Below are 25781 nucleotides of genomic sequence, written 5' to 3' on the forward strand. Positions count from 1 at the left end.
AAGGAGCCGTTATGGCTCCTTTTTTATTTTATCCAGTAACATATTTGGCAATAAAACTATGCAGTGGTTATTAATGTGCCTAGATGGTTTTATTGACCTGTAAAAAGTCATAAAACAGCAATTTTTAAGATTTTAAAATCAAAGTCGACTTTTCCTCTAGATTCAAATGCTGCAAAAGCGTTAAAGTTGTTGCAGGTAACTGTGTGTTGTTATGGCATTGCGCAGTATACATAGCATGAATTATTCATGGCGTTTATTAGGCTAAAAATAAGCCCTAACTATGTTTCATCGACCTGGAGACAAAATATGGAGATGTTGTCCGGCGCTGATATGATCGTACGTTCTATGATCGATCAAGGCGTTAAGCATATATTCGGCTACCCTGGTGGCTCTGTTCTTGATATCTACGATGCCCTTCATGAGAAAAGCGATATTGAACATGTTCTTGTTCGTCATGAACAAGCTGCAGTTCATATGGCAGACGGCTATGCGCGTGCTACGGGTGATGTAGGTGTTGTACTGGTGACCTCTGGTCCTGGCGCAACGAATGCTATTACTGGTATTGCAACGGCTTATATGGATTCAATTCCTATGGTCGTGTTATCAGGGCAGGTAATGAGTAGCTTAATTGGTAACGATGCATTCCAAGAATGTGACATGGTTGGGATCTCACGCCCAGTCGTTAAACATAGCTTTCTTGTAACCAAACCTGAAGACATCCCTGAAATCATCAAAAAAGCCTTCTATATAGCATCTACAGGCCGTCCTGGTCCTGTTGTGGTTGATATCCCTAAAGATATGTTAAACCCTGCTGAAGCATATCCATATCAATATCCAGAATCGATTTCCTTACGTTCATATAATCCGACGACCCAAGGTCATAAAGGACAAATTAAACGTGGTGTTAAAGCGCTATTATCTGCGAAAAAGCCAGTATTGTATGTCGGTGGCGGTGCCATCATGTCATCGTGTAGCGAGCAATTGATTGAGCTTGCTGAGTCATTAAACATTCCTGTTGTAAATACCCTGATGGGGTTAGGGGCATTCCCTGGTACACATAAACAGTGTTTAGGTATGTTGGGTATGCATGGCACTTATGAAGCGAATATGGCAATGCATAACGCAGATCTTATATTTGGTATTGGGGTGCGTTTTGATGATCGTACGACCAACAACTTAGAAAAGTACTGCCCTGACGCAACGATCATGCACATAGATATTGATCCTTCATCAATATCTAAAACCGTATCAGCAGATATTCCTATCGTGGGATCGGCGGATACCGTATTAAATAGCATGCTTAAATTATTGAAAGAGCATGAAGTTAAAAATGATCAACAAGAGATCGTGCAATGGTGGCAATCAATTGAATCGTGGCGTGAACGTGAATGTTTAAGTTATGACACTGATGGCGATCGTATTAAACCACAGCAAGTCATTGAAGTGCTTCACCGCTTAACGAATGGCGAAGCTTATGTCTCTTCTGATGTTGGTCAGCATCAAATGTTTGCCGCGCTTTATTACCCGTTTGATAAGCCACGTCGTTGGATTAACTCTGGTGGTTTAGGCACGATGGGTTTTGGTTTGCCTGCTGCGATGGGAGTGAAGTTTGCTTTGCCTGATGAAGAAGTGGTGTGTGTAACTGGTGATGGCAGTATTCAGATGAATATTCAAGAGCTATCTACGGCGCTGCAATATGATATCCCAGTTAAGATTATTAACTTAAATAACCGATTCCTAGGCATGGTAAAACAGTGGCAAGATATGATCTATCAAGGTCGCCACTCTCATTCATACATGGACTCTGTGCCTGATTTTGCGGCTATCGCTGAAGCTTATGGCCATGTCGGTGTGCGAATTTCAGATCCTAATAAATTAGAAAGTGAACTAGAGAAAGCGTTAGCACTAAAAGATAAATTAGTCTTTATTGATATCAGTGTTGATGAAACAGAGCATGTTTACCCAATGCTTATCCGTGGTGGTGCAATGAATGAGATGTGGTTAAGCAAGACGGAGAGAACATAATGCGTAGAATTATTTCAGTATTACTTGAAAACCAACCGGGCGCATTATCTCGTGTGGTGGGGCTATTTTCTCAACGTGGTTACAATATCGAGTCACTTACTGTTGCGCCGACTGACGATCCAACGTTGTCTCGTTTGAACATCACGACCAATGTGAAAAATGAATCGGCTTATGAGCAAATTGAAAAACACCTTCATAAGCTGATTGATATTTTAAAAGTCAGTAACATTACTGAATCAGAGCATGTTGAGCGTGAATTAATGCTTACCAAAGTCAAAGCAAGTGGTTTTGCGCGAGCAGAAGTTAAACGTACTGCAGATATTTTCCGTGGACAGATTATTGATGTGACAAGCCAAATTTATACGATTCAATTAATCGGTACAGGTGAAAAACTTGATGCATTTCTAGCGGCAGTAGGTGAAGCGACAGAAATTATTGAAGTCGCTCGAAGTGGCGTAGTAGGCATGGCTCGAGGAGAGCGTGCATTAAAGGCGTAATTGTATAGCGCACTTATTAACAAAGCCGATTGTCGTAATAAGCAATCGGCTTTAGTTTTTTTAATACATAGATATCGACTAACCTTTAGTAAGGAGCAGAAGGCAGGGAAGCGCTTATACCATATGAGGTAAGCGATGCTGCGGCAATTTTTGGTCCGATTAACCACAGCTATTCTCGTTATTTTAGGCTGTAAAGTGAGTGCAATTTACTTTTTGTTAGTTGTATTACTGTTAAACACCCACCATAAAGAGATCTTTGGCTGGTAATCAAAAAAGCTCGTTAATTGTATTAACGAGCTTTTTATTTAGTATTGAAAAGGTTAGAGGTGGTTTTTTATATCATCAACCGCTCTTTCAAAGTGGGTCTGCATGATTTTCTGTGCGAGCTCTATATCACGATCAAGGACTGCTTTCATTAAGGCTTCGTGTTCCCCTTGATCGTTGTAACGATCTTCAGCTTGTCGTGTTTTACTCACCCAAATATGACGATAACGTTTTATTTGATCATAGATATCATTATAGATATCAAGCATTACAGGAGAGTTGGAACTGGTTAAAATAGCGGTATGAAAATCACTATGTCGTTGCTCCCATTCTGATAAATCAGTGTCATCAAGTGCTGGATCTAAGCGACTGAGTTTGTGATAGGTCGTTAAGATATTGAGTTCCCAAGCTTCATCACCTTGTGTGATCGCACGTGTTAGTAGCTCTCGAGAGATAACATTATTAGCACTAAAAAGATCTTGTAGTTCTTCAATTGAAACGGGGGCGACCCAACATCCTTTTTGTGGTGCAAATTTAACGTACTTTTTCCATGATAATTGTACTAAGGCTTCTCTAATTGGAGATGCGCCTACGTTGTATCGCTCTTTAAGATCAGCAACAACGAGCTTTTGGCCTGGAGTCAGTTTACCGAGCAAGATATCTTGTCGGATGATCTCCATAACCTGATTCGTTAAAGTCGGGCTAGACACGTCAATCCTCTTCAGCTTCTTAAATTCTCGTTATTATTATTATTGAGAATTTATCGTCTTGTTATATATGAATTTATTAGCAATTTGAGACTAAAGTATACATTGGTTTGTTTATTGCTTAAACATTTTAGGTGCTATTTGATCATTTATAGAAGGGGTATCATATAAGTGATGGCTAACATAATGATGTCGCATTCCCTAAAGTAAGGGCTATCACGTATTTATTGTTAAGATTAAAAGGGGCACCTTAAGGGGGAGGATGTTTAAGGTGTTAAGAGAATAAAATAAAAAAGGAGCCACAAGAGCTCCTTTTTGTACATCTGTAGGTACGAATTAAAGTACGTGTACAGATGCTGTGTTTGTAGTACCTGAAGCGACTAGAGCACCAGAAACCATAACAACGATGTCGCCTTTAGCACCAAGACCTGTTTCAAGCGCTAGCTCTTTACCGCGTAGGTAGAATGCATCAGTGCTTTCAATTGAATCAACAACAACAGGTGTAACACCTTTAGAAAGACATAGCTGAGCTGCTGTCTTAGTATTTGTTGTTACAGCAAGAATGCGTGCTGTTGGGAAGTACTTACGTACAGAGCGAGCTGACTTACCAGCTTCAGTAGCAACGATAATTAGCGGAGCGTTTAGTTTCTCAGCTGTATCTACTGCACCTTTACATACCGCTTCTGTGATACGTAGACGAGGGCTATCTAGACGAGAACCTAGCTCTGGCTTAACAACGTAATCAGTACGTGCACAGATTTGCGCCATGATAGTGACAGCTTCAATTGGGTATTTACCCTTCGCTGACTCACCAGAAAGCATTACTGCATCTGTACCATCCATGATTGCGTTAGCAACATCGCCCGCTTCTGCGCGAGTTGGACGTGGGTTCTTGATCATAGAATCAAGCATTTGAGTTGCAGTGATAACCACTTTACGTGCGCGGTTACACTTCTCGATCATCATCTTCTGAGCGAAGATTACTTCTTCTACTGGGATCTCAACACCTAGGTCACCACGAGCAACCATGATACCGTCAGATGCATCAAGGATAGCGTCGAAGTTATCAACACCTTCTTGGTTTTCGATCTTAGAAATGATTTGGATGTTTTCGCCACCGTTAGCGGTTAGAAGCGCACGGATTTCTTGTACGTCTTCAGCTTTACGGATGAAAGATGCAGCAACGAAATCAACACCTTGCTCACAACCGAACTTAAGGTCAGCTTTGTCTTTTTCAGCAAGCGCAGGCAGTTTTACAGAAACGCCAGGTAGGTTAACACCTTTGTTTTCGCCTAAGTCACCGTTGTTAAGTACTTTACACTTAACTTCAGTATCAGTTGTTTCTAACACTTCCATTTCGATTAGACCGTCGTCTACTAGGATAGTGTTACCTTTTGTTAGGTCTTTAGCAAAACCTGGGTAAGTTACTGCAACGCAGTTTTGGTTACCTACAACTGAAGTGTCAGTTGTAAATGTAAAATCTTGACCAGCTACTAGAGAGAAGTCTTGACCGCCTTCTAGTTTGATTGTACGAATTTCAGGGCCTTTAGTATCTAACAGGATTGCTAGCTCTTTGCCTGTATTAGCCATTACTTCGCGTAGGTTACGAATACGTTGGCCGTGCTCTTCGAAGTCACCGTGTGAGAAGTTAAGACGCATTACGTTCATACCAGCGTTAGCTAGTTTAGTAAGCATTTCTACAGATTCAGTTTTAGGTCCAATCGTACATACGATCTTGGTCTTTTTCATTGAGGGTCTCTCCAGACGAACTTTTACCCAAGGGGAAATTATCATCATAGAACCAATGTTCTCATCTGATTGCTGTGTCACTACATCCTAAATGAGAGAATAGTTACTACGATGGTTGTAATAAAAAACTCGATAAACATTACTTTATAAAAACGTTGGCGCTTTGATAAAGTGACAGTACAAATTTTTATTGTTACTTATCGTTGGTTAGATCTTGATACTTGCGTTAATTAATAATATCAAACAGTTTATTGGATATGAGTTTAACGAGCGCAACATTATAGCAGAACTCTTATGATTTGCACTTAGAGTTAAGAGTCAAAATCGTCTCATTGTTATGTGACGTAACGATGATGATTATGCTGAAAAATAAAAATAAAGTATTGTTATTTATCAAGACTTGAAGGGTTATTTAATATTGTCTTTAGGCTGTAACATATTCTGTTGTGGTGAATAATTATCAAAGTAATTGATGAAATCACAATAATGGCTTTTGTGATCTGAATCTGAAAGACTGTAGATAAAAAAAAAGGCAGAGAAGGATTAACCTTTTCTGCCTTTCTATGTTTGGTGGCCCCTCCCAGACTTGAACTGGGGACCAAGCGATTATGAGTCGCCTGCTCTAACCACTGAGCTAAGGGGCCAATATGGGCAAATTATAGGGGATGGATTTGCCCTTGTCTAGCGATTAAGGCTAGGATTTTGTTTGCTTTTTCAACAGTTAGTCTTCTATTCGAAATATTTGCAGAATAAATCAAATAAGTGACTTTATTATTTGATTGTATGCATTGTTTTAGATACAAAAAAGCGAGCGCTAGGCTCGCTTTTTTTAATGCTAAAGTTTACTCGTCGAGGAAACTGCGTAGCACATCAGAACGGCTTGGGTGGCGTAACTTACGTAACGCTTTTGCTTCAATCTGACGAATACGCTCACGCGTTACATCAAACTGTTTACCCACTTCTTCTAACGTGTGGTCAGTATTCATATCAATACCGAAACGCATACGTAGTACTTTAGCTTCACGTGGTGTTAAGCCTGCAAGTACATCGTTTGTCGCTGCACGTAGATTGGTTGCTGTTGCTGCATCCATTGGTAATTGAAGCGTGGTATCTTCAATGAAGTCACCTAAATGTGAATCTTCATCATCACCAATTGGGGTTTCCATTGAGATTGGCTCTTTAGCAATCTTCAATACCTTACGGATCTTGTCTTCCGGCATTTGCATGCGTTCAGCCAATTCTTCTGGTAATGGCTCACGCCCCATCTCCTGAAGCATCTGACGAGAGATACGGTTCAGTTTGTTGATGGTTTCAATCATGTGAACAGGGATACGAATGGTACGTGCCTGATCTGCGATTGAACGTGTGATTGCCTGACGGATCCACCATGTCGCATAAGTTGAGAATTTGTAACCACGACGGTATTCAAATTTATCAACGGCTTTCATCAAACCAATGTTACCTTCTTGGATTAGATCCAAGAACTGCAGACCACGGTTGGTGTACTTCTTCGCGATAGAAATAACCAGACGTAAGTTTGCTTCAACCATCTCTTTTTTCGCACGGCGCGCTTTTGCTTCACCGATAGACATACGACGGCTGATGTCTTTAATACGCTCGATAGAAAGACCCGTTTCTTCTTCTAGCATGCGTAGTTTAAGAGAAGAACGACGAAGATCTTCTTCGTATGCTTTTAAGCGCTCAGCATAAGGTTTGCCAGAATTTAGCGCTTCATCAATCCAATCTTGGCTTGACTCGTTACCTGCAAATAAGGAAACGAAAGTTTTCTTCGGCATTTTGCTGTTATCAACACACATACGCATGATAAGACGCTCGTTGGTGCGTACTTTATCCATAGAATCACGTAGTGAGCTAACCAAACGGTCAAACTGCTTAGGGATCAGACGGAACTGCTTGAATACTTCAGATAACTCTTCAACTGCAACTTCAGTCGTCGCATTTTGACGACCGTTTGTTTCAATTGCTAACGCCATTTTATCGTAGGCTTGGCGTAGCTCTAAGAATTTTTCACGAGCAAGCTCTGGATCGATGCTGCCGTCATCTTCTTCTTCATCGCTATCTTCAGCGTCTTCGTCATCTTCAAGATCTTTATCTTCGTCTTCAAGATCACTTTCGCTTAGCTCTGAACCAATGTGCGTTGCAGTTGGTGCAGCTGTTGCTTCTTCGTTAGGATCAACAAAGCCTGAAATAATATCAGTTAGGCGAAGCTCATCAGCTTCAACTTTATCGAATTGCTCAAGTAAGTGAGCAATTGCAGACGGGTATTCAGCGACAGAGCATTGAACTTGGTTAATACCATCTTCAATGCGTTTTGCGATATCAATTTCGCCTTCACGAGTAAGTAGTTCAACCGTACCCATCTCACGCATGTACATACGTACAGGGTCTGTCGTGCGGCCGATCTCGCTTTCTACGCTTGATAATGCTTGCGCCGCTGCTTCAATGGCGTCTTCGTCGGCATTATCTTCAGTCATCATGAGTTCATCGGCATCAGGGGCAGTTTCAACTACCTTAATACCCATGTCATTAATCATTTGAATAATGTCTTCTACCTGATCAGAATCAACAATATCTTCTGGTAGGTGGTCATTTACTTCGGCGTAGGTCAGATAGCCTTGTTCCTTGCCTTTCGCAACAAGTAACTTTAGCTGTGACTGCGGATTTTGCTCCATAGACGGTATCCAACTTCGGGTCTGAGTGATAATTTAGTATGCAGAGTTGCAAACCGTTAATTATAACAAATTTCTTAATTGTTGACTACTTATTAAACAGGACGATTCAGTAATAGTAACTGTAATTCCTGCTTTTCTTCGACTGATAAGCCGACAGTTCTCGATTTAGTCTGCAACTGTTCAATTTGTTGTTTGACGCACTGATCAATAATTTTGTCCATTGCGTCTAAAAATACATCTAAGCTGTTGTCTTCATCTTTCGACAACGGTAATACCCACGCAGCAAGACGAGCCATTGTGGCTTCATTCTTGGTACCGCGCCAGTGTTCTAAAAGCTGTCCAGTGCTAATATTGGGATTACTTCGGCATTTATCAACTATCGATAGCAATAAATTTAAGCCTGATAATTCAATATTTTCAAATGCACCCATGTCAAACTCAAGGTGAGTGACAAAATGAGGGTGCTGAATCAATAATGCGATCACTTCTCGCATTGGTGTTCGCTTGATTTGTACTTGGCCCACAGGTTTTGATGTTTTGCCATGCATTGATATTAGTTGCTGAAGCTGGGCTTCGTCAGGCAACCCTAAATTTTTGCCAAGCAGTTCACGTAAGTATAGCCTGAGCGTGCCACCAGGGACCTTATCGATCAGGGGAACGGCGAGGGTGCTAAGTTTCGCTTTCCCTTCGCGGCTGGTGGTATCGACTTGTCGCATTAAACTGTTGAAGAGAAACTCTGATAATGGCATCGCTTCATCAACACGTTGTTCAAAGGCGTCTTTGCCTTCAGCACGAATACATGAATCAGGATCTTCGCCGTCAGGCAAGAACATAAATTTAAGTTGGCGACCATCTGTTAAATACGGCAGCGCTTGCTCCATTGCTCGCCATGCAGCGTCTCGTCCTGCTCTGTCGCCATCATAACAACACACAACCGTGCTAGTTTGACGAAACAGACTTTGAATATGATCGCCTGTGGTTGATGTACCGAGTGACGCTACGGCGTAATCAACACCAAATTGCGCTAACGCGACGACATCCATATAGCCTTCAACCACCATGATTTTATTTGGTTCACGGTGAGTTTGTAACACTTCATATAAGCCGTATAACTCACGACCTTTATGGAAAATATCGGTTTCTGGTGAATTGAGGTATTTTGGGGTGCCATCGCCTAACACACGACCGCCAAAACCAATGACTCGTCCACGTCGATCATGGATCGGAAACATCACTCGGCCACGGAAGCGATCATAACGACGACCATTATCGTTTTCGATCAGCATACCTGTGTTGACAAGTGCTTTTTGCGATTCATTATCTCTGCCAAAACGACTACGTACCATGTCCCATTGATCAGGAATAAACCCAATCGAGAATTTCTTTACGATTTCACCGGATAAGCCACGACCTTTGAGGTAATCGATAGCAATTTCACCTTCTTTGGTACGAAGTTGAGATTGGTAAAACTGTGAAACTTGGCCCATCAATTCATAATAATTACGTTTGTCAGCGGCTTTTGGACCACGTTGGGTGTTATTGCCATCGTTTTCACGTGGCACTTCCAAACCTAGCTGTGAAGCTAATTCTTCAATCGCATCAACAAAATCAAGGCGATCAAATTCCATGACAAAATCAAGGACGTTACCGTGCACACCACAACCGAAACAGTGGTAAAACTGCTTTTCTTGGCTGACAGAAAAAGAGGGTGTTTTTTCATTATGGAAAGGACAACAAGCACCAAAGTTTTTGCCTTGTTTTTTGAGTTTTACCCGCGCATCAATGACATCGACAATGTCATGTCGAGAAATAAGATCATCAATGAATGAACGTGGTATTTTTCCTGCCATAAGAAAGCAAATAACCTGATAGTGAAATGAAAGAAGATTGTTGTTGGAGTGTGTGGAGTTCTCGCTCAATCAGATACGAACAAGCCGTGCATCCCAAAAGGATAGCACGGCTTGTCGCTGAATAGGAGAGTGATTAACCTAGTTTAGTTTTCACTAACTTGCTAACAATCCCCATATCGGCACGACCCTGAATTTGCGGTTTCAGTACGCCCATCACTTTGCCCATGTCTTGCATAGTGGCAGCGCCAGTCGCAGCAATAGCTTCATCCATTAACGCTGAGATTTCCTCTTCAGTTAGTGGTTGAGGCATAAACTCGGCTAGAACACTGATTTCAGCATGCTCGACATCAGCTAAGTCTTGACGGCCTGCAGCTTCATATTGAGCTACAGAGTCACGACGTTGCTTAACCATTTTTGTTAATACAACCAACACGTCGTCGTCGTTAAGAGTGATCTTTTCGTCAACTTCACGTTGTTTAATTGCTGCAAGAACTAAACGGATAGCGCCAAGACGAGGTTTATCCTTCGCCTTCATCGCCGCTTTTTGTTCGTCTTTAAGACGTTCAATTAGAGTCATTACGCGATCCTTCTGTATTAAAATCTAAAGATTAGTACAGACGAACGCGACGCGCGTTTTCGCGAGCCAATTTCTTCAGGTGACGCTTAACTGCCGCTGCTTTAGCGCGCTTACGTACAGTTGTTGGCTTTTCGAAGTGCTCACGACGACGAACTTCAGAAAGGATACCTGCTTTTTCGCAAGAGCGCTTAAAACGACGTAGTGCTACGTCAAACGGTTCGTTTTCACGTACTTTGATTACTGGCATGTAATACTCACCTCAGAGTGATTCTATTTAAAGCTGACGTTCAAAGTGTCAGCTGATTAAAAATGGTGCGAAATTCTAATCTGATCTGGGGGCATTTGTAAAGCATTCTACGTCTATGAACTGGTTAATTTATGTCAACAACGGTAACATGCCCCTTAATTAGTACTTCCTAACCCTATTTGAGTTATCGGTTGTTATTGAAACTATACCGATTTTTCATTTAAACCCCCTAATAGTATAGAGGTTGTTATGCGTATACTGGGCATCGAGACTTCCTGTGATGAAACAGGTATTGCGATTTTCGATGATGAAAAAGGTCTCTTGGCACATGAACTTTACAGTCAAGTAAAGCTACATGCGGATTACGGTGGTGTTGTGCCTGAGTTGGCATCGCGTGATCACGTTAAGAAAACGATTCCATTGATTAAGGCTGCGCTTGCTTCTGCCGGACTGACTCATGACGATCTTGATGGTGTTGCTTATACCGCAGGCCCGGGTCTTGTTGGTGCATTATTAGTGGGTGCAACCATTGGACGCAGCCTAGCGTATGCGTGGGATTTACCTGCTGTTGCGGTGCACCATATGGAAGGGCATCTTCTCGCGCCAATGTTAGAAGATAATGCACCTGAATTCCCATTCGTTGCCTTGCTGGTGTCTGGTGGTCATACCATGATGGTTGAAGTTAAAGGCATTGGTGAATACCAAATCCTAGGCGAGTCGATTGATGACGCGGCTGGTGAGGCTTTTGATAAAACAGCGAAGATGATGGGGCTTGATTACCCAGGTGGCCCATTACTGTCTAAAATGGCAGAAAAAGGTACTAAAGGGCGTTTTAAATTCCCTCGGCCAATGACAGATCGTCCCGGTCTTGATTTTAGCTTTTCTGGTTTAAAAACATTTGCGGCGAATACCATTCGTGCTAACAACGATGATGAACAAACCCGAGCTGATATCGCGTTTGCATTCCAAGAGGCGGTAGTCGATACCTTAGCCATTAAATGTAAACGTGCACTAAAACAAACAGGTTTAAAGCGCTTAGTGATTGCTGGCGGCGTCAGTGCAAATAAGTACTTACGTCAAGAGCTTGAAAGCATGATGAAGAACCTAAAAGGGGAAGTGTTCTATCCTCGTACAGAATTTTGTACAGATAATGGTGCAATGATCGCTTATGCAGGCATGCAACGTCTGAAAAACAAAGAAACGATGGATTTAGGTGTTAAAGCCTTTCCACGCTGGCCGATTGATCAACTTAAACCGATTGCTGACTAATAAAAAAAGGGTATAGCAATAGAAAAGCGAAGCAAAGAGCTTCGCTTTTTTTGTTTAAGCGTCTTTGTTTTTCTTGGAAAACTTATCCCAAATCTTGGTTTCTTGTCCATCAAGTAGGCGACGAATATTTTCGTGGTGCCGCAAAATAATTAAGCAAGACAGCATGGAAACAGGCATGGTGTATTCAGGTTTTACCAACCAAGTGAGCATTGGTGCAGCAAGGGCTGTGATAAGTGATGCGAGTGAAGAGTAGCCAGTTAAAACCAGTGTGAGTACCCATGTTGTAATCAGCATGCCGCTTAAATCCCATCCAATAGGCGCTAATGCTCCAAGGGCTGTTGCAACTCCTTTTCCGCCCTGGAAATGAAAAAATAGTGGATAAATGTGGCCTAAACAGGCAGCAATTCCAATGATACCGAGTAAAAATGGATTAATACCTAAAAAGTAGCTTAGCCATACCGGCAACATACCTTTCAAAATATCAGATACCAAGACTAGTGCTGCTGCACTCTTTCCACCTAAACGAAGCACATTAGTAGCACCAGGATTACCGGAACCACTTTTTCGAGGATCGGGAAGTCGATACAACCGCGAAATTAATACGGCGCTAGAAATAGACCCAAGTAAGTAGGCGGCAATGATCATCAGTAGCGCTAGTGGTGTCATGCATTTTTCCGAATAGCTAAGGTAAGTGCCAGTTCAACAGGAATTGAAATGTTAACTGGATCTTATCTGCGTCAATATTACGGAACAGTAATTTTGACTCGTTCATGGCTGTGGTATAGTTCCAGCCAAGTTAACAGTGATAATGTTGCATCATTACTAACAACACTCATGTTAACGAATATTACCTGATAATACGCGCTTTTGCTGACATTGGGTATCCGACCTCTAACAAAATTAGCGATTGAGCATGGATACGGTATTTATCGAAAAATTAGAAGTTATTGCCACTATTGGGGTATATGACTGGGAGCAGGAAATTAAGCAAAAATTAGTGCTTGATTTGGAAATGGCGCATGATAATCGACCTGCTGCTAACAGTGATGATGTTACTTATGCATTGGATTATTCTACGGTAAGTACCGCTGTTACGAATTTGATTGAACAGGGACGATTTCTGTTAGTTGAGCGTGTAGCTGAAGATGTGGCAAATTTAATCATGACAGATTTTAATGTGCCTTGGATCAAAGTGCGAGTGACTAAACCTGGTGCTGTGGTGAATGCGCGTGGCGTTGGAGTGCAAATAGAGCGAGGTAGTAAGTGATCACCGCGTATATCAGTATTGGTAGTAATATTGAACGTGAATATCATTTAAAAGCTGGCTTAGATGCGGTAAAGACACTGGCAAGTAACTGGCGAATGTCTCGCATTTTTGAAGCTGAGCCTGTGGGGTTTGATGGTGATAATTTTTTTAATGCAGTGATTGAAATACAGACATCGTTATCGTTATCTGCATTACAATCTCAACTTAAAGAAATTGAATGCCAATTAGGGCGTCCGGCACATGCGGTTAAAAATCAAAGTCGTACTATCGACCTTGATTTGTTGTTGTATGGCGATGCTGTAAGTGATGCTTTACCGTCGTTACCACGTTCTGATATTTACCGTTTTGCTTTTGTTTTGTGGCCTCTCAGTGAGTTAAATCCAGACTTAGTGATACCACAAGAGACTCAAACATTGGCGCAACTTTGGCAAAATTTTTCTCAACAGCAAATATTATGGCCTGTTGAATGAGTCATTTAGTAAAAAGTTAGTCACTACTTACTTTTTATGCTGTGTTTAATTAAGGACAATTAATGAGTCATTTAGAAGCATTTATGTTAGCCCTTATTCAAGGACTGACAGAGTTTTTACCCGTCTCTAGCTCCGCCCATTTAATCTTACCGTCTGAGATCTTAGGTTGGCCTGATCAAGGCTTAGCGTTTGATGTCGCTGTACATGTTGGTACGTTGATGGCGGTTATTCTGTATTTTCGAAAAGAGGTGGTTTCGTTATTAACCGCTTGGATTAACTCCATTTTTAAACGTGAACATAGCGCTGAATCGAAATTAGCATGGATGATTGTGATAGCGACAATCCCCGCCTGTATCTTCGGTTTGGTGATGAAAGACTTTATCGAAATGTACTTGCGTTCAGCATGGGTGATTGCGTGCACCACGATTATCTTTGGTTTGTTGCTATGGTGGGTTGATAAACGCGCCAAGCAAACCGATAACGAGTATCAAGCGAATTGGAAGAGTGCGTTGTTTATTGGTCTAGCGCAGGCGGCGGCTATTATCCCTGGAACTTCTCGCTCTGGCGCGACGATGACAGCTGCACTGTATCTTGGCTTTACGCGTGAGGCTGCAGCGCGTTTTTCATTTTTAATGTCGATCCCGATTATTCTGCTTGCTGGTAGTTACCTTGGTTTAAAATTGGTGACGGGCACAGATCCAATTGATTTCGGTAATCTAAGCATTGGTATTGCTGTTTCGTTTATCAGTGCTTATGCGTGTATTCATGTGTTCTTGAAATTAGTAACGCGTTTGGGAATGACACCGTTTGTTATCTACCGCTTAATTTTGGGTATTGGTTTGTTCTTATTCTTGATGTCCAAGTAATTTTAACGCGCTATTTACGATCAAAAAAGCCGACATTAAGTCGGCTTTTTTGTGTCTTTTATTTTAAAGCTAATACTTAGCTACTTTGGCGTGTCGCTGTTAAATGTAGAGCAACTGCCTCTATACGTTTTGCCGCTAATTGCTCTCTGATCTCTGCGCCTTTAAACCCTGCTGCAACAATTGCTTTTACATCCACTTGTTGTGCTATAGCAAATACAGTTTGGAAAATATCAGCTTGTTGGTACGGTGTTTGCTCAAAGTGGGTGCGTCCACGAGCATCAGCACGGCAGCACGTTGCTAGTTGAGCAACACGGTCGGGTTTTCGCCATGCGTCAATTTGATCAAAGATTTTAATAAAGGTATCAGCACGCATTTCTTCGGCATAATGGATTTTGGTGTGCTGTTCACAGACCAATAATGCCAGATCGCGATAGTCATTCGGTATACGTAAACGTTGGCACAGTGCTTTGATAGGTTTAATACCATCTCGACAGTGTGTCTTGTGATGAGGTAGATCCTCCTTTGGGGATAAGGCTTTCCCCAAATCATGTACCTGTGCGGCAAAACGAATGGTTTTATCGGTCGTTAACTCAGCGGCTTTTTTAGCCACTAATAAAGTATGGATACCGCAATCAATTTCAGGATGCCACTTTTCAGGTTGTGGTACCCCAAACAGTGCATCAATTTCAGGCATGACAACTGATAACGCACCACATTGGCGCAGTACCGTAAGAAATACTTGTGGGTCATCACTAGAGAGTGATTTTTCCCACTCTTTCCATACCCGCTCAGGTGTGAGGCTTTCTAATTCACCACTGATCACCATCTCTTGCATTAACGCGATAGTTTCAGGCGCGACAGTAAAACCTAAATGGGCAAAACGTGCGGCAAAACGCGCGACACGTAAGACACGCAAAGGATCTTCACTAAATGCAGGGGAGACGTGACGTAAAATTTTATCGTGAAGATCTTGTTGTCCATGGTAAGGATCAATTAACTCACCCGTTGGTGATTGGGCCATCGCATTGATGGTAAGATCACGGCGCTGTAAATCTTGTTCAAGCGTTACATCAGGTGCAGAATAACAAGTAAAGCCAGTATAACCATGCCCGGATTTTCGCTCAGTTCGAGCTAGAGCATGTTCCTGTTTCGTTTTTGGGTGAAGAAAAACAGGAAAGTCACTGCCTATTTGTTCAAATCCTGCAGCTAGCATTGCTTCAGGTGTTGTGCCAACCACCACCCAGTCTTTATCTGTTACCGTAAGGTTTAATAAGGTGTCACGAACGGCACCACCAACAAGATAGGTTTGCAATGAAAGCTCCTTATATCTGAAACTAATGAGATGAATCTCTACCGATTTTAGTTAAAAACTGACCATAATACTGTATTCAGTGTGAACTTGGTCTATGCGCTACTGCTTGGCAGTATACAATAACCCAATCAATACCCATGATAATAAATACCGCAATGTTGACGGGTATTTTAGAACAAAAGAGCATTTAACCTCGTTAAACGGTTATCACTTATTTTAAGCACTAGAGTATTTCTATGTATCAAGACTTTTTCGGGATCACTGAAGCGCCTTTTTCTATCGTCCCTAGCGCACGTTTTTTATATCTCAGTGAACGACATCGAGAAGCATTGACACATATGTTGTCAGGATTAACCGATGGTGGTGGTTTTGGTTTATTAACGGGAGAGGTGGGTACCGGTAAAACCACCGTACTACGTGCGATGATTTCCCGGTTGTCACACCAAACACAAGTTGCTGTTATTTTAAATCCAGCGTTATCTGCTCATGATTTATTAGCTGCGATTTGTGATGAGTTAGGCTTACATTATCAATCTGACGCGAGCTTTAAACAGTTAACAGATATCATTTATCGCCACTTAATTGCGAATCATGCTGAAGGTCGACAAACATTGCTGCTGGTGGATGAAGCACAGCACCTTATGCCTGATGTATTAGAACAATTACGCTTATTGACCAATTTAGAAACGGACAGCAGAAAATTGCTTAAGGTCGTGTTAATTGGTCAGCCTGAATTACAGCAATTATTGCAACAAGAGCGTTTACGTCAGCTTGCTCAACGTATAACTTCTCGTTATCACCTGTTGCCCTTAACCGAAACCGAAGTGAGTGAGTATATTCACTACCGTTTAACTGCTGTCGATTGTTTATACCCTGTATTTGACGCAAGTAGCATCAAATATATTGCGAAAGCAACTCAAGGTATTCCGCGCTTAATTAATCTTGTGTGTGATAAGTCGATGCAATTGGCTTGTCAAGCCGGCACGCATCAAGTGACTAAAACAATGGCGGTTCAAGCGTGTGAAGATATTTTAAGTTGGCAAGTCCCTGTTCAGTCAAAAGCGCGCTTAAAAGGGGCTAAAACGGCGGCATCATGGCTCCCATGGGGAGTTGCTATGGCATTATGTTCAACATTAGTGATGGGGGTATGGCATTATTGGCCATTACCTGTCGCGCCAGTTGCATCACCGATAGCACCGAACCATTCGTCATACGCTGCGGTAAATTTGTCTGCCGTTGAGACATCGAGTGAGTTAAATAATCAGAAAATAACAACAGCCTTAAATCACCCAGAAAATACCCAAGAAAGGTTAGCGAAACTGATTGATGCGAGTCGTAAAGAGCGAACTTCGATGCAAACGTTATATCGTTTATGGGGCTTTGATACCGCATTAAATCAAGCAACATGTGCTACCAGTTCGCGGATCAGCTTGGCGTGTTTTAGTGGTAAAGCGACATTAGCAAAATTAGGCTTAATTAACCGTCCCGTGATCGTAACTTTAAAAGATGGCGCGCAGAAGCCTTTTTACGCGGTGTTATACGCGATCACCGATGATCGTATTGAATTACTCTTAGGGAAAGAGCGAATTTCGGTGACACCAAAATGGTTTGAGTCACGTTGGGATGGACAATTTAGTTTATTGTGGCGTCCACCATTAGGTGATAAAACCAGTATTCGTTTTGGACAGAATGGTCCACGCGTTGCGTGGCTTGACCAACAATTGAATGATTTTCTTGGTGAAGAGTCGCCAAGAAAAGGCTATTTTGATCAATCAATATTAGATAAATTGCGTCGTTTCCAACGTTCACAAGATTTAGCGGCTGATGGGATAGCAGGGCCAATGACACTTATGGTGCTGGATTCTGCGATGAACCTACCTGGACCAACGTTACAGCCGGAGCACAGCTAATGTCTCAATTGCTAGATAGTTTAAAACAATCAGATAATAAAAATACGGATCAGTCTGAACGAGAAGCGGGTCAAGGAACCGTTAAAGTTGTGCATCCAATGCGAAGTGTTAAAGCTCAGAAAATGCCAACATCATGGGCATGGCCACTTGTTATTGCATTACTTCCTGCCGCTTCAATTGTTGGATATAAGTTTTATCAGCAAGCCAAATATGAGCAGGTTCAAACAACAGCGCTGAGTGCACCGTTAAAGCAAGTACCTCAATCGCAACCCTCGACATCAACATATGATCAGCGAGTATTGCAAGCGCCAGCAGAGAGCCGTCAGGCTACTGTATTATCACCAACCAAAGACGTTGTTTTTCTGGATTATCCTCAATTGGTGACAGAGCCTCTTCCTGTTGGTGATAGCCTGTATTCAGCCGCGCCTGCTTATCAAGATTATGAAGTCGCAACGCCGACTCAATCTTATTTAGCGAATGCTTCTGCAGACAGTTATGCTGCGGTATCTAAACCTGTTGCAAAACAATCTGAAGATCAAGATCCCTATCAACTAGATAATTTAGATCTTTCTGGATTATCACCTAAGTTAGCCGCTCAGCTTAAATCCGCGATTGTGGCAACAGATGGCGAAAGTTATCAAGACAATGAACTGGATCGCAGTGGGGATAAAGTTGATGCTCAACCTTCAGTTAAAGCGCCTAAACAATCACAAAGTAAAGTGATCCCTATTGGCTTGCTACCAGCATCGATTCAAAACCAATTACCTAAAATGAACTTTGAGCAGCATATCTATTCGTCAGCCCCTGCTAAACGTTGGGTTAAGGTCAATGGTAAGGAATTTCATGAAGGGGACAGTATTGCGCCAGGCGTCAAATTAGCCCGTATCGAGTCACGTGATGTGGTATTAAAATTTGATGGTTACGAAATCAGTATGCCAGCATTATCAGAGTGGTAAATGCACGCTAACAAGAGATAATAAAAAAGGCAGCTTAGCTGCCTTTTTTGATCCAGATGTCGAGACCTCTGCCTCTTTGGTCATTATGCCCAACCGTTATTACGTTTACGACGGCGTGGGATAAGGTGAGGTAGCACAAGACCAAATAATAAGCCTGCACCTGCAACAAGACCACCATAAGTGAACCACTTCATTAATAGGTCGTCTTTTTGAGTATCAATTTTTGCGCGAAGTTCACGGATTTGATCTTGAGATGAAGACAACTCGCTTTGCAGTTTATTATTGCGTGTTTCTAAATCATTAATCTGTGTATTACGTTGAGCTAGTGTGTTTTTAAGCCCAGCGTTTTGACTATCGCTTGAAGTAAGTGCTTCAGCAAGTTTAGCCTTAACTTCTGTTAATTCAGTTTGTAGCGCAGGAACACGCTCTTTTAGGCCAATTTCGGTTGAAACAAATTTTGAATCGACCCAACCACTACGACCACGGTCATCGGTTATTTGGGTAAAGCCTGCCGCTTTATTAGAGCTTAGTAGGGTAACTTTAGTACCTGCATCAACGCTACCAATTATACGGTATTGTGTGCCGGGGCCTGAATGCATATAGGTAAATAGGTTGTCGGAGATATAACGAACTTGTGCCGCATTTGCAATAGGCGCAATTGCCGCACAAATAAGTAAACAAAGACTAATGAGGTGCTTCACAATCTGATCCTTGGGGAGTCTTGATTTTGTTAAGGTCGTTGATAGTAAGAATTTTGGCAGGAAGGTGCAAGAAAAGAGGGAGGCTAAGCCTCCCTCTTTTGAACCTGTGCCACTATTTAACTAAATATGGCTTGCATAATGTAGAAGAAAATGACAGCAAGTAGTGCACCCGCTGGCAGAGTAACTACCCATGATGCAACGATGTTACGAACAACACCAAGATTCAATGCTGCAATACCACGAGCAAAACCCACACCTAAAACGGCACCAACAAGTGTTTGTGTCGTTGAGATAGGTAAACCTGTACCTGATGCCAGTACAACAGTCGATGCTGTTGCAAGCTGCGCAGCAAAACCACGGCTTGGGGTTAGTTCTGTGATACCTGTGCCTACGGTAGCCATTACTTTATGACCTAGAGTTGCGAGGCCGATAACAATACCGATACCACCTAGTGGAAGGATCCACCATGCAATTTCACTTTTATTTGCAATTTGGCCAGCATGCTCAACCGTAGAAACTACAGCAGACAAAGGACCAATCGCATTAGCTACGTCATTAGAGCCGTGAGCAAATGCCATTGCACAAGCGGTTACTACCATTAGTACGCTAAATACACTTTCAACACCGGCATAGCCATTACTATCAACAGAAGAGCCGTCGTCGGTGTATTTACGCTGAATGTATAAGTAACCTGCTACCATCACAAGTAGTGATACAACAAGTGATGCAACCCAAGCTTCACTGGTTGTTAAATGCAAACCAACGTGCTTTAGACCTTTCTTAATTGTTACTAGTGCAATGACCATCGCAGTAATAAACATGTAGACAGGAACAAAGCGCTTTGCATTTTTCAGTGGAGTATCAGTGTCAAAAATTAATTTTTGGGCGCTGATAAATATTAGGTAAGCAAAAATACCTGCAATAAGAGGGGTAATTAACCAGCTACCAACAATACCTTGGATTGAATGCCAATCCACTGCATTAGTACCAACAGACACACACGCAAAACCGATAATTGCACCGATAATTGAGTGAGTTGTTGATACTGGCCAGCCCATATAAGAAGCGAGCAGTAGCCATGTACCAGCAGCAAGTAACGCTGACATCATGCCGTATACCAGTACTTCAGGTTGGGCTGCATAGAGTGAGGTATCGATAACACCTTTACGGATTGTATCTGTTACTTCACCACCAGCAAGATAAGCACCTGCGAACTCAAAAATCATCGCAATGATGATTGCTTGCTTCACAGTCAGTGCTTTTGAACCTACTGAAGTACCCATGGCATTGGCAACATCATTTGCACCAATACCAATCGCCATTAAAAGACCAAAAATAGCTGCCACTCCAATAATTAGAGTGCCGTAGTTAGCCAGGATTTCCATTGTAAAACCTTGTTTTGTTAATTCTCGTTATTAAGAACGCGAAAGCATAATCTCTAAACGCGAGCCTACACGCTGTGCTTGATCAGCAATCGCGCCTACCCACTCGAGAATCTTATACAGGAACATGACATCCACCGGGCTGTGTTGGTCTTCGATGGACATTAATTGTTGACGTAGAACAATCTGCATAGAATCAGTATCATCTTCGATAACATCTAGCTGATTAATCATTTCGGCAACAAGCGTCACTTCTCTGCCTTTGAAACCAGTCTCAAGAAGCTCATCCAATTCGTTAATTACACGGCGTGCTTGATCAGCAGCGTCTAAACATCGTTGAACGTAAGCGACAAAGTCTGGGTACATGATCGCAGGGATTTGTAGCTTACGACCTAAGACACGACCTGCGATATCTTTAGAGAGGTTAGCGAGTTTATCCTGCTGGGTTAACAGTCCTAACATATCAGTACGATCTACTGGCATGAAAAGACCACGAGGAAGCTTCAGACGGATCTCACGCTTAAGCACATCCGCATCTTTTTCAAGTTGCGAGATCTGTTCGCGTAAAGCAGCCGCCTTTTCCCAGTCTCCAGCATTACATGCTTCAAAGAATGGGATAAGCAAGTTACAACATTCAGTTACGCGAATAACGTGACGTTGCAGTGGTTTGATTGGGGATTTTGCAAAGAGCCCCATAATTGTATTTACTGGCATAGCCGATCAACCTAGAGAGCGCCCGAAAAAGGCTAAATCTTGAGCGATGGTCATTGAAGCGCGCATGTTAACGTATATATGAGTATAGTGGAACTAATTTTGATCAAGGTTTTATCGATATTTCTGACTTGCCCTTAAGCGCAGAAGCAAATATCCTTGGATTGCCACTGTTTATAGGTATAACTATGGAAACCGAGATAGAACTGAAGTTTATCGTCTCACCAGAATTTTCTAGTCAATTATTGAACAAAATAACTGAAGCGAAAATTCTGCAGCAGAGCAGTCGAGAATTAGGCAATATTTACTTTGATACGCCAGACCAATTATTGCGTCAGCATGATATTGGCCTTCGGATACGTCGTTTTGACGATGTTTATGTACAAACATTAAAAACTGCAGGTCGGGTCGTTGCGGGTTTACACCAGCGTCCTGAATATAATGTAGAAATTGATGGTGATGCGCCCATTTTGGCTTTACATCCAGCGGATGCGTGGCCAGAAGGTTTTGATGTTGATCTCGCTCAACAGCAAATTAAACCTTTATTCTCAACCGATTTCACCCGTCAGCAATGGTTAGTCGCCATGCCGGATGGAAGCCAGATTGAATTGGCCTATGATCATGGTGATGTCCATACTAATGGTAAATCATCGCCAATTTGTGAAGTTGAGTTAGAGCTTAAATCGGGTCAAACCGATGCTTTATTTACGCTTGCCCGTGCACTTTGTGCGGATGGTGGTATGCGATTAGGTAATTTGAGTAAAGCGGCTCGTGGCTACCGCTTAGCAGCAGATTATCAAGGTGATACACCAAAGCCTTTAACGCTGGTGGCAACGACTGAGCAAGATACGGTTGAATCGACGTTTATTAAAACGTTAGAGCACGCATTAGAGCATTGGTTATACCACGAACAAATTTATACTGAATCGCAAGATCAGCAAGCGTTAGTTCAAATCTCCCAATCATTAAGCTTATTGCGCCAAACCTTTGCAACGTTCGGCGGTATTATCCCGCGTCGTGCCAGTGCTTTGTTACGCCAAGAATTACAATGGTTAGAAGGTGAGTTAGCGTGGTTAGAGGATGCCAATAGTATTCAAGCGCTAACGGACGATAAATCTTATGTGTTGCGTAAGTTAAATGTCCGAAAATCACTACAACAGCAGTTAGATACGCGCTATGAACAGCTACCCGATAGCGAAGATATGCTGCGTTTGATGAACTCTGCACGTTATTGCGGTTTATTGCTTGATTTAAGTCGTTGGATATTAAGCCGTGGTTGGCAGCCGTTTTTAGATGATAAATCACGCGCAAAACTTGCTGGTGCGATTAAACCTTTTGCCGATAATATCTTATCTCGTTCATGGCGTGAGCTAATGGATGCTTTTCCTGCTGAGCGCCAATTAACCCGTTCTGATTACATTGATCAGAAACCACGTTTGCAACGAAATTTAATGTGTGGTTTATCTTTTGCTGCGCTTTACGATCCTGAATTACGTCAATCTTTCCGTATGCCATGGTTTGATTTATTGCAAGGCATTGACGACCTTTATGCCTTAGAGCCAATACGTCAGTTATTGCCGTTATTTGAAGGTGATGACTTTGTACAAATTGAGAAATGGTTGCAGCGTCAAAATGAATCATTGATCCATGCAATGGATCAAACACGTAAGATGAGTATTGAACTCGCGCCATATTGGCCTTAAGTGCTAGAGAGAAAATAAAAGCCTTGCTCAAGCAAGGCTTTTTTATAGCGATATATTTTTGTTTTCTTAATGCTGGCTTGGTGTATTGGTGCTTTTCTCTTGTGATAGTTGATCAAGTTTTGTTTCCAAGCGATCTAATTTAGCCAGTAAGACTTGTTGATTGGCTAGCATTTCTCGCCATTCTTTTCGATGTGCTTTTTCGAGTAAGTCTTTTTCATGTTGTGGATCTGAAATGATTGAGCTTATCAAACCAGCCACCATACCAAATAAACCCACACCACAGATGATGATCCCGACAGCAATGATTCGACCTAATGTTGTAACCGGATAATAATCGCCATAACCCACGGTTGAGATAGTGACAAATACCCACCATAGTGCATCCCCTGCAGTATGAATGTTCGCTTCAGGGACATTGCCTTCTACAAATAAGATAGAACTTGCGCCAATAGTGATAAGGACCGTCAATAATAAGAAGATCGAAGCCAAAGTGGTTTCTCGGCGATTGTTTTGTAGCTGAAAGTAAATGTGTTTACTCGAACGTAATAAGCGAATAACGCGCAGAACTTGTAAAATACGCATAAAACGTAACGGTTCGATAGCGGGAATACTGGCGATAAAATCAGGCCAGTGGTGCTTTAGGTAGGCAGCTTTACTTTCACTTCTAAATAAATCTATCAGCAGTTGGCACCAGAAAATCAGGCAGATAAAAGTGTCTATGGCAATAAAAATACGAAACGTTGGACTGTGTTTATTGAGAAAAAGTGTGCTGGTCACAATGATAAGCGAGGTGATAGAGAGAACCAATGCCATCAAACTCATGGGATGTAGCTCATACTTTACGTCATCAATTACTTTCATCACTAAGGTCTTTGTGGTTATTGTCGATATATTGCTATTAAGAAAGACGATAGCAAAATTCATTGATAGTTATTGTGCTTCATCTTCATTTATTTGACTTGAAAATTGAAGGGCAATAAGGAGGATCCAAATGGCAACGATGCACTTTTCATCATGGGAAAAAGGACTAACAAATATCCGTCTTGTGCCCAAATTGATCCTATTAATGGTATTTAGTACGGTACTGCTACTTGGAAAGCAGTTATGGGATGCCCAAACATTTTATTCTGCAGTCTCACAAATCCAAAAAGATCGTGCTAAAGAACAAGCGGTTTCATATTCTAATTTATTGAAAGGTAATGATAAATCAGGTGTCGATATAGCAAAATCCTTTTTTAACCAAGTTTCTGCTCAAGACGCGTATGTTTATATCATTGATCGTAAAAGTGGCAAGGTTGTTGGGCATCCATCTGTAACGCAACTGGATCAACTCAGTGCAACAACGTCAGAAAATCAACCCTTGTCAGCTTTACTCTCTCAATTAACGATCTCTTCTCCACTAACGTTAGATCAAGGGCGTTATGAATATGCAGAATTACTCCCCCAGCGTGATTTAGTGGTCGTGGGCTCTCAGTCAAGCCAAGTTGCTAATAACTATTACCATCAATACTTATGGCAAATTGCATGGCAAACAGGGGTTATGATCCTTGCCTTTATGGTGCTACTACTGGGTGGTTCAAGGATAATGCTACGTCAAATTAATTACTTAAAACTAAGTATTAAAAATTTGGCACAACGTAATTTAATTGAGCCGATTGAGATGGATTGCCGTGATGAATTTGGTGATTTAGCACGTGAGCTAGAAACCGCACGTTTTCAGTTACAGGAAGTATTGCAAGCTCAACGTACAGTGGCGAGTGAGCTTTCGAGCCTGTCCGATATTATGTCAATTAGTATGGTAGAGACGAAAGCGTCGGCACAAGAAGAGTTTGCAGAGATTGATCAATTAGCTTCTGCGATGTCAGAAATGACCTCTACGGTACAAACCGTCGCTGAACATGCAAGGCAAGCTTCTGATGCCACAGTGGGAACATCAGAGCAAGCAGCGCAAGGACAAGAGTTTGTAGGCAAAACAATGAGCACAATTAATCAGCTTTCTGGCGATATTCGTCAATCTGCTGATGCGGTTAATCAGGTCGAAGCACGCGTTGAGAAGATCAGCACAGTTATTGTGACAATCCAAAGTATTTCAGAGCAAACCAATCTACTGGCATTGAATGCTGCGATTGAAGCTGCACGCGCAGGCGATGCTGGACGCGGTTTTGCTGTTGTTGCCGATGAAGTACGTAATTTGGCGCAACGGACACAAACTGCAACGGTTGAAATTCAAGAGATGATCAGTCAATTACAACAAAGTGCCCAGCAAGCCGTGGGTTTGATGGAGCAAAGTGTTGAAGAGGCGGCTGAAGGGGTTGACTTGGTGACCAATGCTGGGGATGAATTAGAAAAAATTGTTGCACAAGTAAAGCTAATTAATGATATGAATTTCCATATTGCCACCGCAGCAGAGCAGCAAACAACGGTTGCTGATGAGATGAACCAGAATTTAACCAATGTACGAGAGCTGGTAGAAGCGTCGGTGACAGTGGTGACTGAGCTTGCTGAAACGTCAGATACCATGCACCAACATGCTAATGATTTAGAAACAAAAATTAAGGCATTTCAGGTGTAACTCATCGCCTCGTGTAATGAGATAATCAGTAATGTATAAAATTATAACGCCCA

22 protein-coding genes and 1 tRNA gene are annotated in these 25781 nt (G+C 42.0%); 10 read left to right on the plus strand and 13 right to left on the minus strand.

What is annotated here, in order from left to right; genetic code table 11:
* Nucleotides 1-306 precede the first annotated feature (306 nt).
* Complete coding sequence (locus C9J42_RS16155) at nucleotides 307-2025, plus strand: acetolactate synthase 3 large subunit (RefSeq protein WP_107207648.1); 1719 nt, start codon at nucleotides 307-309, stop codon at nucleotides 2023-2025.
* A complete protein-coding gene (ilvN, locus tag C9J42_RS16160) occupies nucleotides 2025-2522 on the plus strand; it encodes an acetolactate synthase small subunit (protein WP_005369845.1) in 498 nt (165 codons plus the stop codon). Before C9J42_RS16155 ends, ilvN begins: the two co-directional genes overlap by 1 nt.
* A 320-nt stretch (nucleotides 2523-2842) precedes the next feature.
* On the opposite strand, the gene C9J42_RS16165 is transcribed toward ilvN, so the two are convergent.
* The 7 genes from C9J42_RS16165 to rpsU form a co-directional block, all read right to left on the minus strand.
* Nucleotides 2843-3466: an FCD domain-containing protein gene (locus tag C9J42_RS16165; protein ID WP_107207649.1), complete on the minus strand. Its 624-nt coding sequence runs from the start codon at nucleotides 3464-3466 to the stop codon at nucleotides 2843-2845.
* 363 nt (nucleotides 3467-3829) lie between these two features.
* Nucleotides 3830-5242: a pyruvate kinase PykF gene (pykF, locus tag C9J42_RS16170; RefSeq protein WP_005369842.1), complete on the minus strand. Its 1413-nt coding sequence runs from the start codon at nucleotides 5240-5242 to the stop codon at nucleotides 3830-3832.
* Between the two features lie 568 nt (nucleotides 5243-5810).
* Nucleotides 5811-5886: transfer RNA gene (locus C9J42_RS16175), tRNA-Ile, on the minus strand.
* A 198-nt stretch (nucleotides 5887-6084) separates the two neighbouring features.
* Nucleotides 6085-7935: an RNA polymerase sigma factor RpoD gene (rpoD, locus tag C9J42_RS16180; protein ID WP_005369841.1), complete on the minus strand. Its 1851-nt coding sequence runs from the start codon at nucleotides 7933-7935 to the stop codon at nucleotides 6085-6087.
* 92 nt (nucleotides 7936-8027) lie between these two features.
* On the minus strand, nucleotides 8028-9785 hold the full coding sequence (gene dnaG, locus C9J42_RS16185; protein WP_107207650.1) for a DNA primase: 1758 nt from the start codon (nucleotides 9783-9785) through the stop codon (nucleotides 8028-8030).
* Between the two features lie 133 nt (nucleotides 9786-9918).
* Nucleotides 9919-10362, minus strand: a complete 444-nt coding sequence (locus tag C9J42_RS16190) for a GatB/YqeY domain-containing protein (protein WP_005369839.1) — start codon at nucleotides 10360-10362, stop codon at nucleotides 9919-9921.
* A gap of 31 nt (nucleotides 10363-10393) precedes the next feature.
* Entirely contained in the window at nucleotides 10394-10609 is a 216-nt protein-coding gene (rpsU, locus tag C9J42_RS16195) for a 30S ribosomal protein S21 (protein ID WP_005301411.1), read from the minus strand.
* Nucleotides 10610-10858: 249 nt separating this feature from the next.
* On the opposite strand from rpsU, the gene tsaD reads away from it, so the two are divergent.
* Nucleotides 10859-11878 (plus strand): tRNA (adenosine(37)-N6)-threonylcarbamoyltransferase complex transferase subunit TsaD, encoded by a 1020-nt coding sequence (gene tsaD, locus C9J42_RS16200; protein ID WP_107302162.1) that lies wholly within the window; start codon nucleotides 10859-10861, stop codon nucleotides 11876-11878.
* Nucleotides 11879-11932: 54 nt separating this feature from the next.
* On the opposite strand, the gene plsY is transcribed toward tsaD, so the two are convergent.
* Nucleotides 11933-12544: a glycerol-3-phosphate 1-O-acyltransferase PlsY gene (gene plsY, locus C9J42_RS16205; RefSeq protein WP_107260895.1), complete on the minus strand. Its 612-nt coding sequence runs from the start codon at nucleotides 12542-12544 to the stop codon at nucleotides 11933-11935.
* 247 nt (nucleotides 12545-12791) lie between these two features.
* Here plsY and folB point away from each other — a divergent pair, with 247 nt between their 5' ends.
* The 3 genes from folB to C9J42_RS16220 all read left to right on the plus strand — a co-directional run bounded on the left by folB (nucleotide 12792) and on the right by C9J42_RS16220 (nucleotide 14481).
* The gene (gene folB / locus C9J42_RS16210) at nucleotides 12792-13145 is read left to right on the plus strand and encodes a dihydroneopterin aldolase (RefSeq protein WP_045130746.1); all 354 of its coding nucleotides are present in this window, start codon (nucleotides 12792-12794) and stop codon (nucleotides 13143-13145) included.
* Entirely contained in the window at nucleotides 13142-13615 is a 474-nt protein-coding gene (gene folK, locus C9J42_RS16215) for a 2-amino-4-hydroxy-6-hydroxymethyldihydropteridine diphosphokinase (protein WP_107247481.1), read from the plus strand. The genes folB and folK overlap by 4 nt, the downstream gene beginning before the upstream one ends.
* Nucleotides 13616-13677: 62 nt before the next feature.
* Nucleotides 13678-14481 carry an undecaprenyl-diphosphate phosphatase gene (locus C9J42_RS16220; RefSeq protein ID WP_107247480.1) on the plus strand — a complete coding sequence of 268 codons (804 nt, stop codon included), beginning with the start codon at nucleotides 13678-13680 and terminating at the stop codon, nucleotides 14479-14481.
* A gap of 76 nt (nucleotides 14482-14557) precedes the next feature.
* Here C9J42_RS16220 and C9J42_RS16225 read toward each other — a convergent pair whose 3' ends face one another.
* Entirely contained in the window at nucleotides 14558-15793 is a 1236-nt protein-coding gene (locus C9J42_RS16225) for a multifunctional CCA addition/repair protein (RefSeq protein ID WP_107207653.1), read from the minus strand.
* A 236-nt stretch (nucleotides 15794-16029) separates the two neighbouring features.
* Here C9J42_RS16225 and C9J42_RS16230 point away from each other — a divergent pair, with 236 nt between their 5' ends.
* Together C9J42_RS16230 and C9J42_RS16235 are read left to right on the plus strand one after the other, a co-directional pair.
* Complete coding sequence (locus C9J42_RS16230) at nucleotides 16030-17703, plus strand: AAA family ATPase (RefSeq protein ID WP_199189331.1); 1674 nt, start codon at nucleotides 16030-16032, stop codon at nucleotides 17701-17703.
* Nucleotides 17703-18659 (plus strand): general secretion pathway protein GspB, encoded by a 957-nt coding sequence (locus C9J42_RS16235; RefSeq protein WP_107207654.1) that lies wholly within the window; start codon nucleotides 17703-17705, stop codon nucleotides 18657-18659. Before C9J42_RS16230 ends, C9J42_RS16235 begins: the two co-directional genes overlap by 1 nt.
* Before the next feature lie 83 nt (nucleotides 18660-18742).
* On the opposite strand, the gene C9J42_RS16240 is transcribed toward C9J42_RS16235, so the two are convergent.
* The 3 genes from C9J42_RS16240 to C9J42_RS16250 form a co-directional block, all read right to left on the minus strand.
* Complete coding sequence (locus tag C9J42_RS16240; protein ID WP_107207655.1) at nucleotides 18743-19360, minus strand: TIGR04211 family SH3 domain-containing protein; 618 nt, start codon at nucleotides 19358-19360, stop codon at nucleotides 18743-18745.
* A gap of 116 nt (nucleotides 19361-19476) precedes the next feature.
* On the minus strand, nucleotides 19477-20745 hold the full coding sequence (locus C9J42_RS16245; RefSeq protein WP_107207656.1) for an inorganic phosphate transporter: 1269 nt from the start codon (nucleotides 20743-20745) through the stop codon (nucleotides 19477-19479).
* 30 nt (nucleotides 20746-20775) lie between these two features.
* Nucleotides 20776-21456, minus strand: coding sequence for a TIGR00153 family protein (locus tag C9J42_RS16250; protein WP_107207657.1), 681 nt, complete (start codon nucleotides 21454-21456; stop codon nucleotides 20776-20778).
* 185 nt (nucleotides 21457-21641) lie between these two features.
* On the opposite strand from C9J42_RS16250, the gene C9J42_RS16255 reads away from it, so the two are divergent.
* Nucleotides 21642-23156: an inorganic triphosphatase gene (locus C9J42_RS16255; RefSeq protein WP_107207658.1), complete on the plus strand. Its 1515-nt coding sequence runs from the start codon at nucleotides 21642-21644 to the stop codon at nucleotides 23154-23156.
* Between the two features lie 66 nt (nucleotides 23157-23222).
* Here C9J42_RS16255 and C9J42_RS16260 read toward each other — a convergent pair whose 3' ends face one another.
* Entirely contained in the window at nucleotides 23223-24017 is a 795-nt protein-coding gene (locus C9J42_RS16260; protein WP_107247479.1) for a potassium channel family protein, read from the minus strand.
* A 130-nt stretch (nucleotides 24018-24147) separates the two neighbouring features.
* Between C9J42_RS16260 and C9J42_RS16265 the strand changes: the two genes are divergently transcribed.
* Nucleotides 24148-25728 (plus strand): methyl-accepting chemotaxis protein, encoded by a 1581-nt coding sequence (locus C9J42_RS16265; protein WP_107207660.1) that lies wholly within the window; start codon nucleotides 24148-24150, stop codon nucleotides 25726-25728.
* Nucleotides 25729-25781 lie beyond the last annotated feature (53 nt).

The organism is Photobacterium sp. GB-56, assembly GCF_003026105.1.
Taxonomy (GTDB): Bacteria; Pseudomonadota; Gammaproteobacteria; order Enterobacterales; family Vibrionaceae; genus Photobacterium.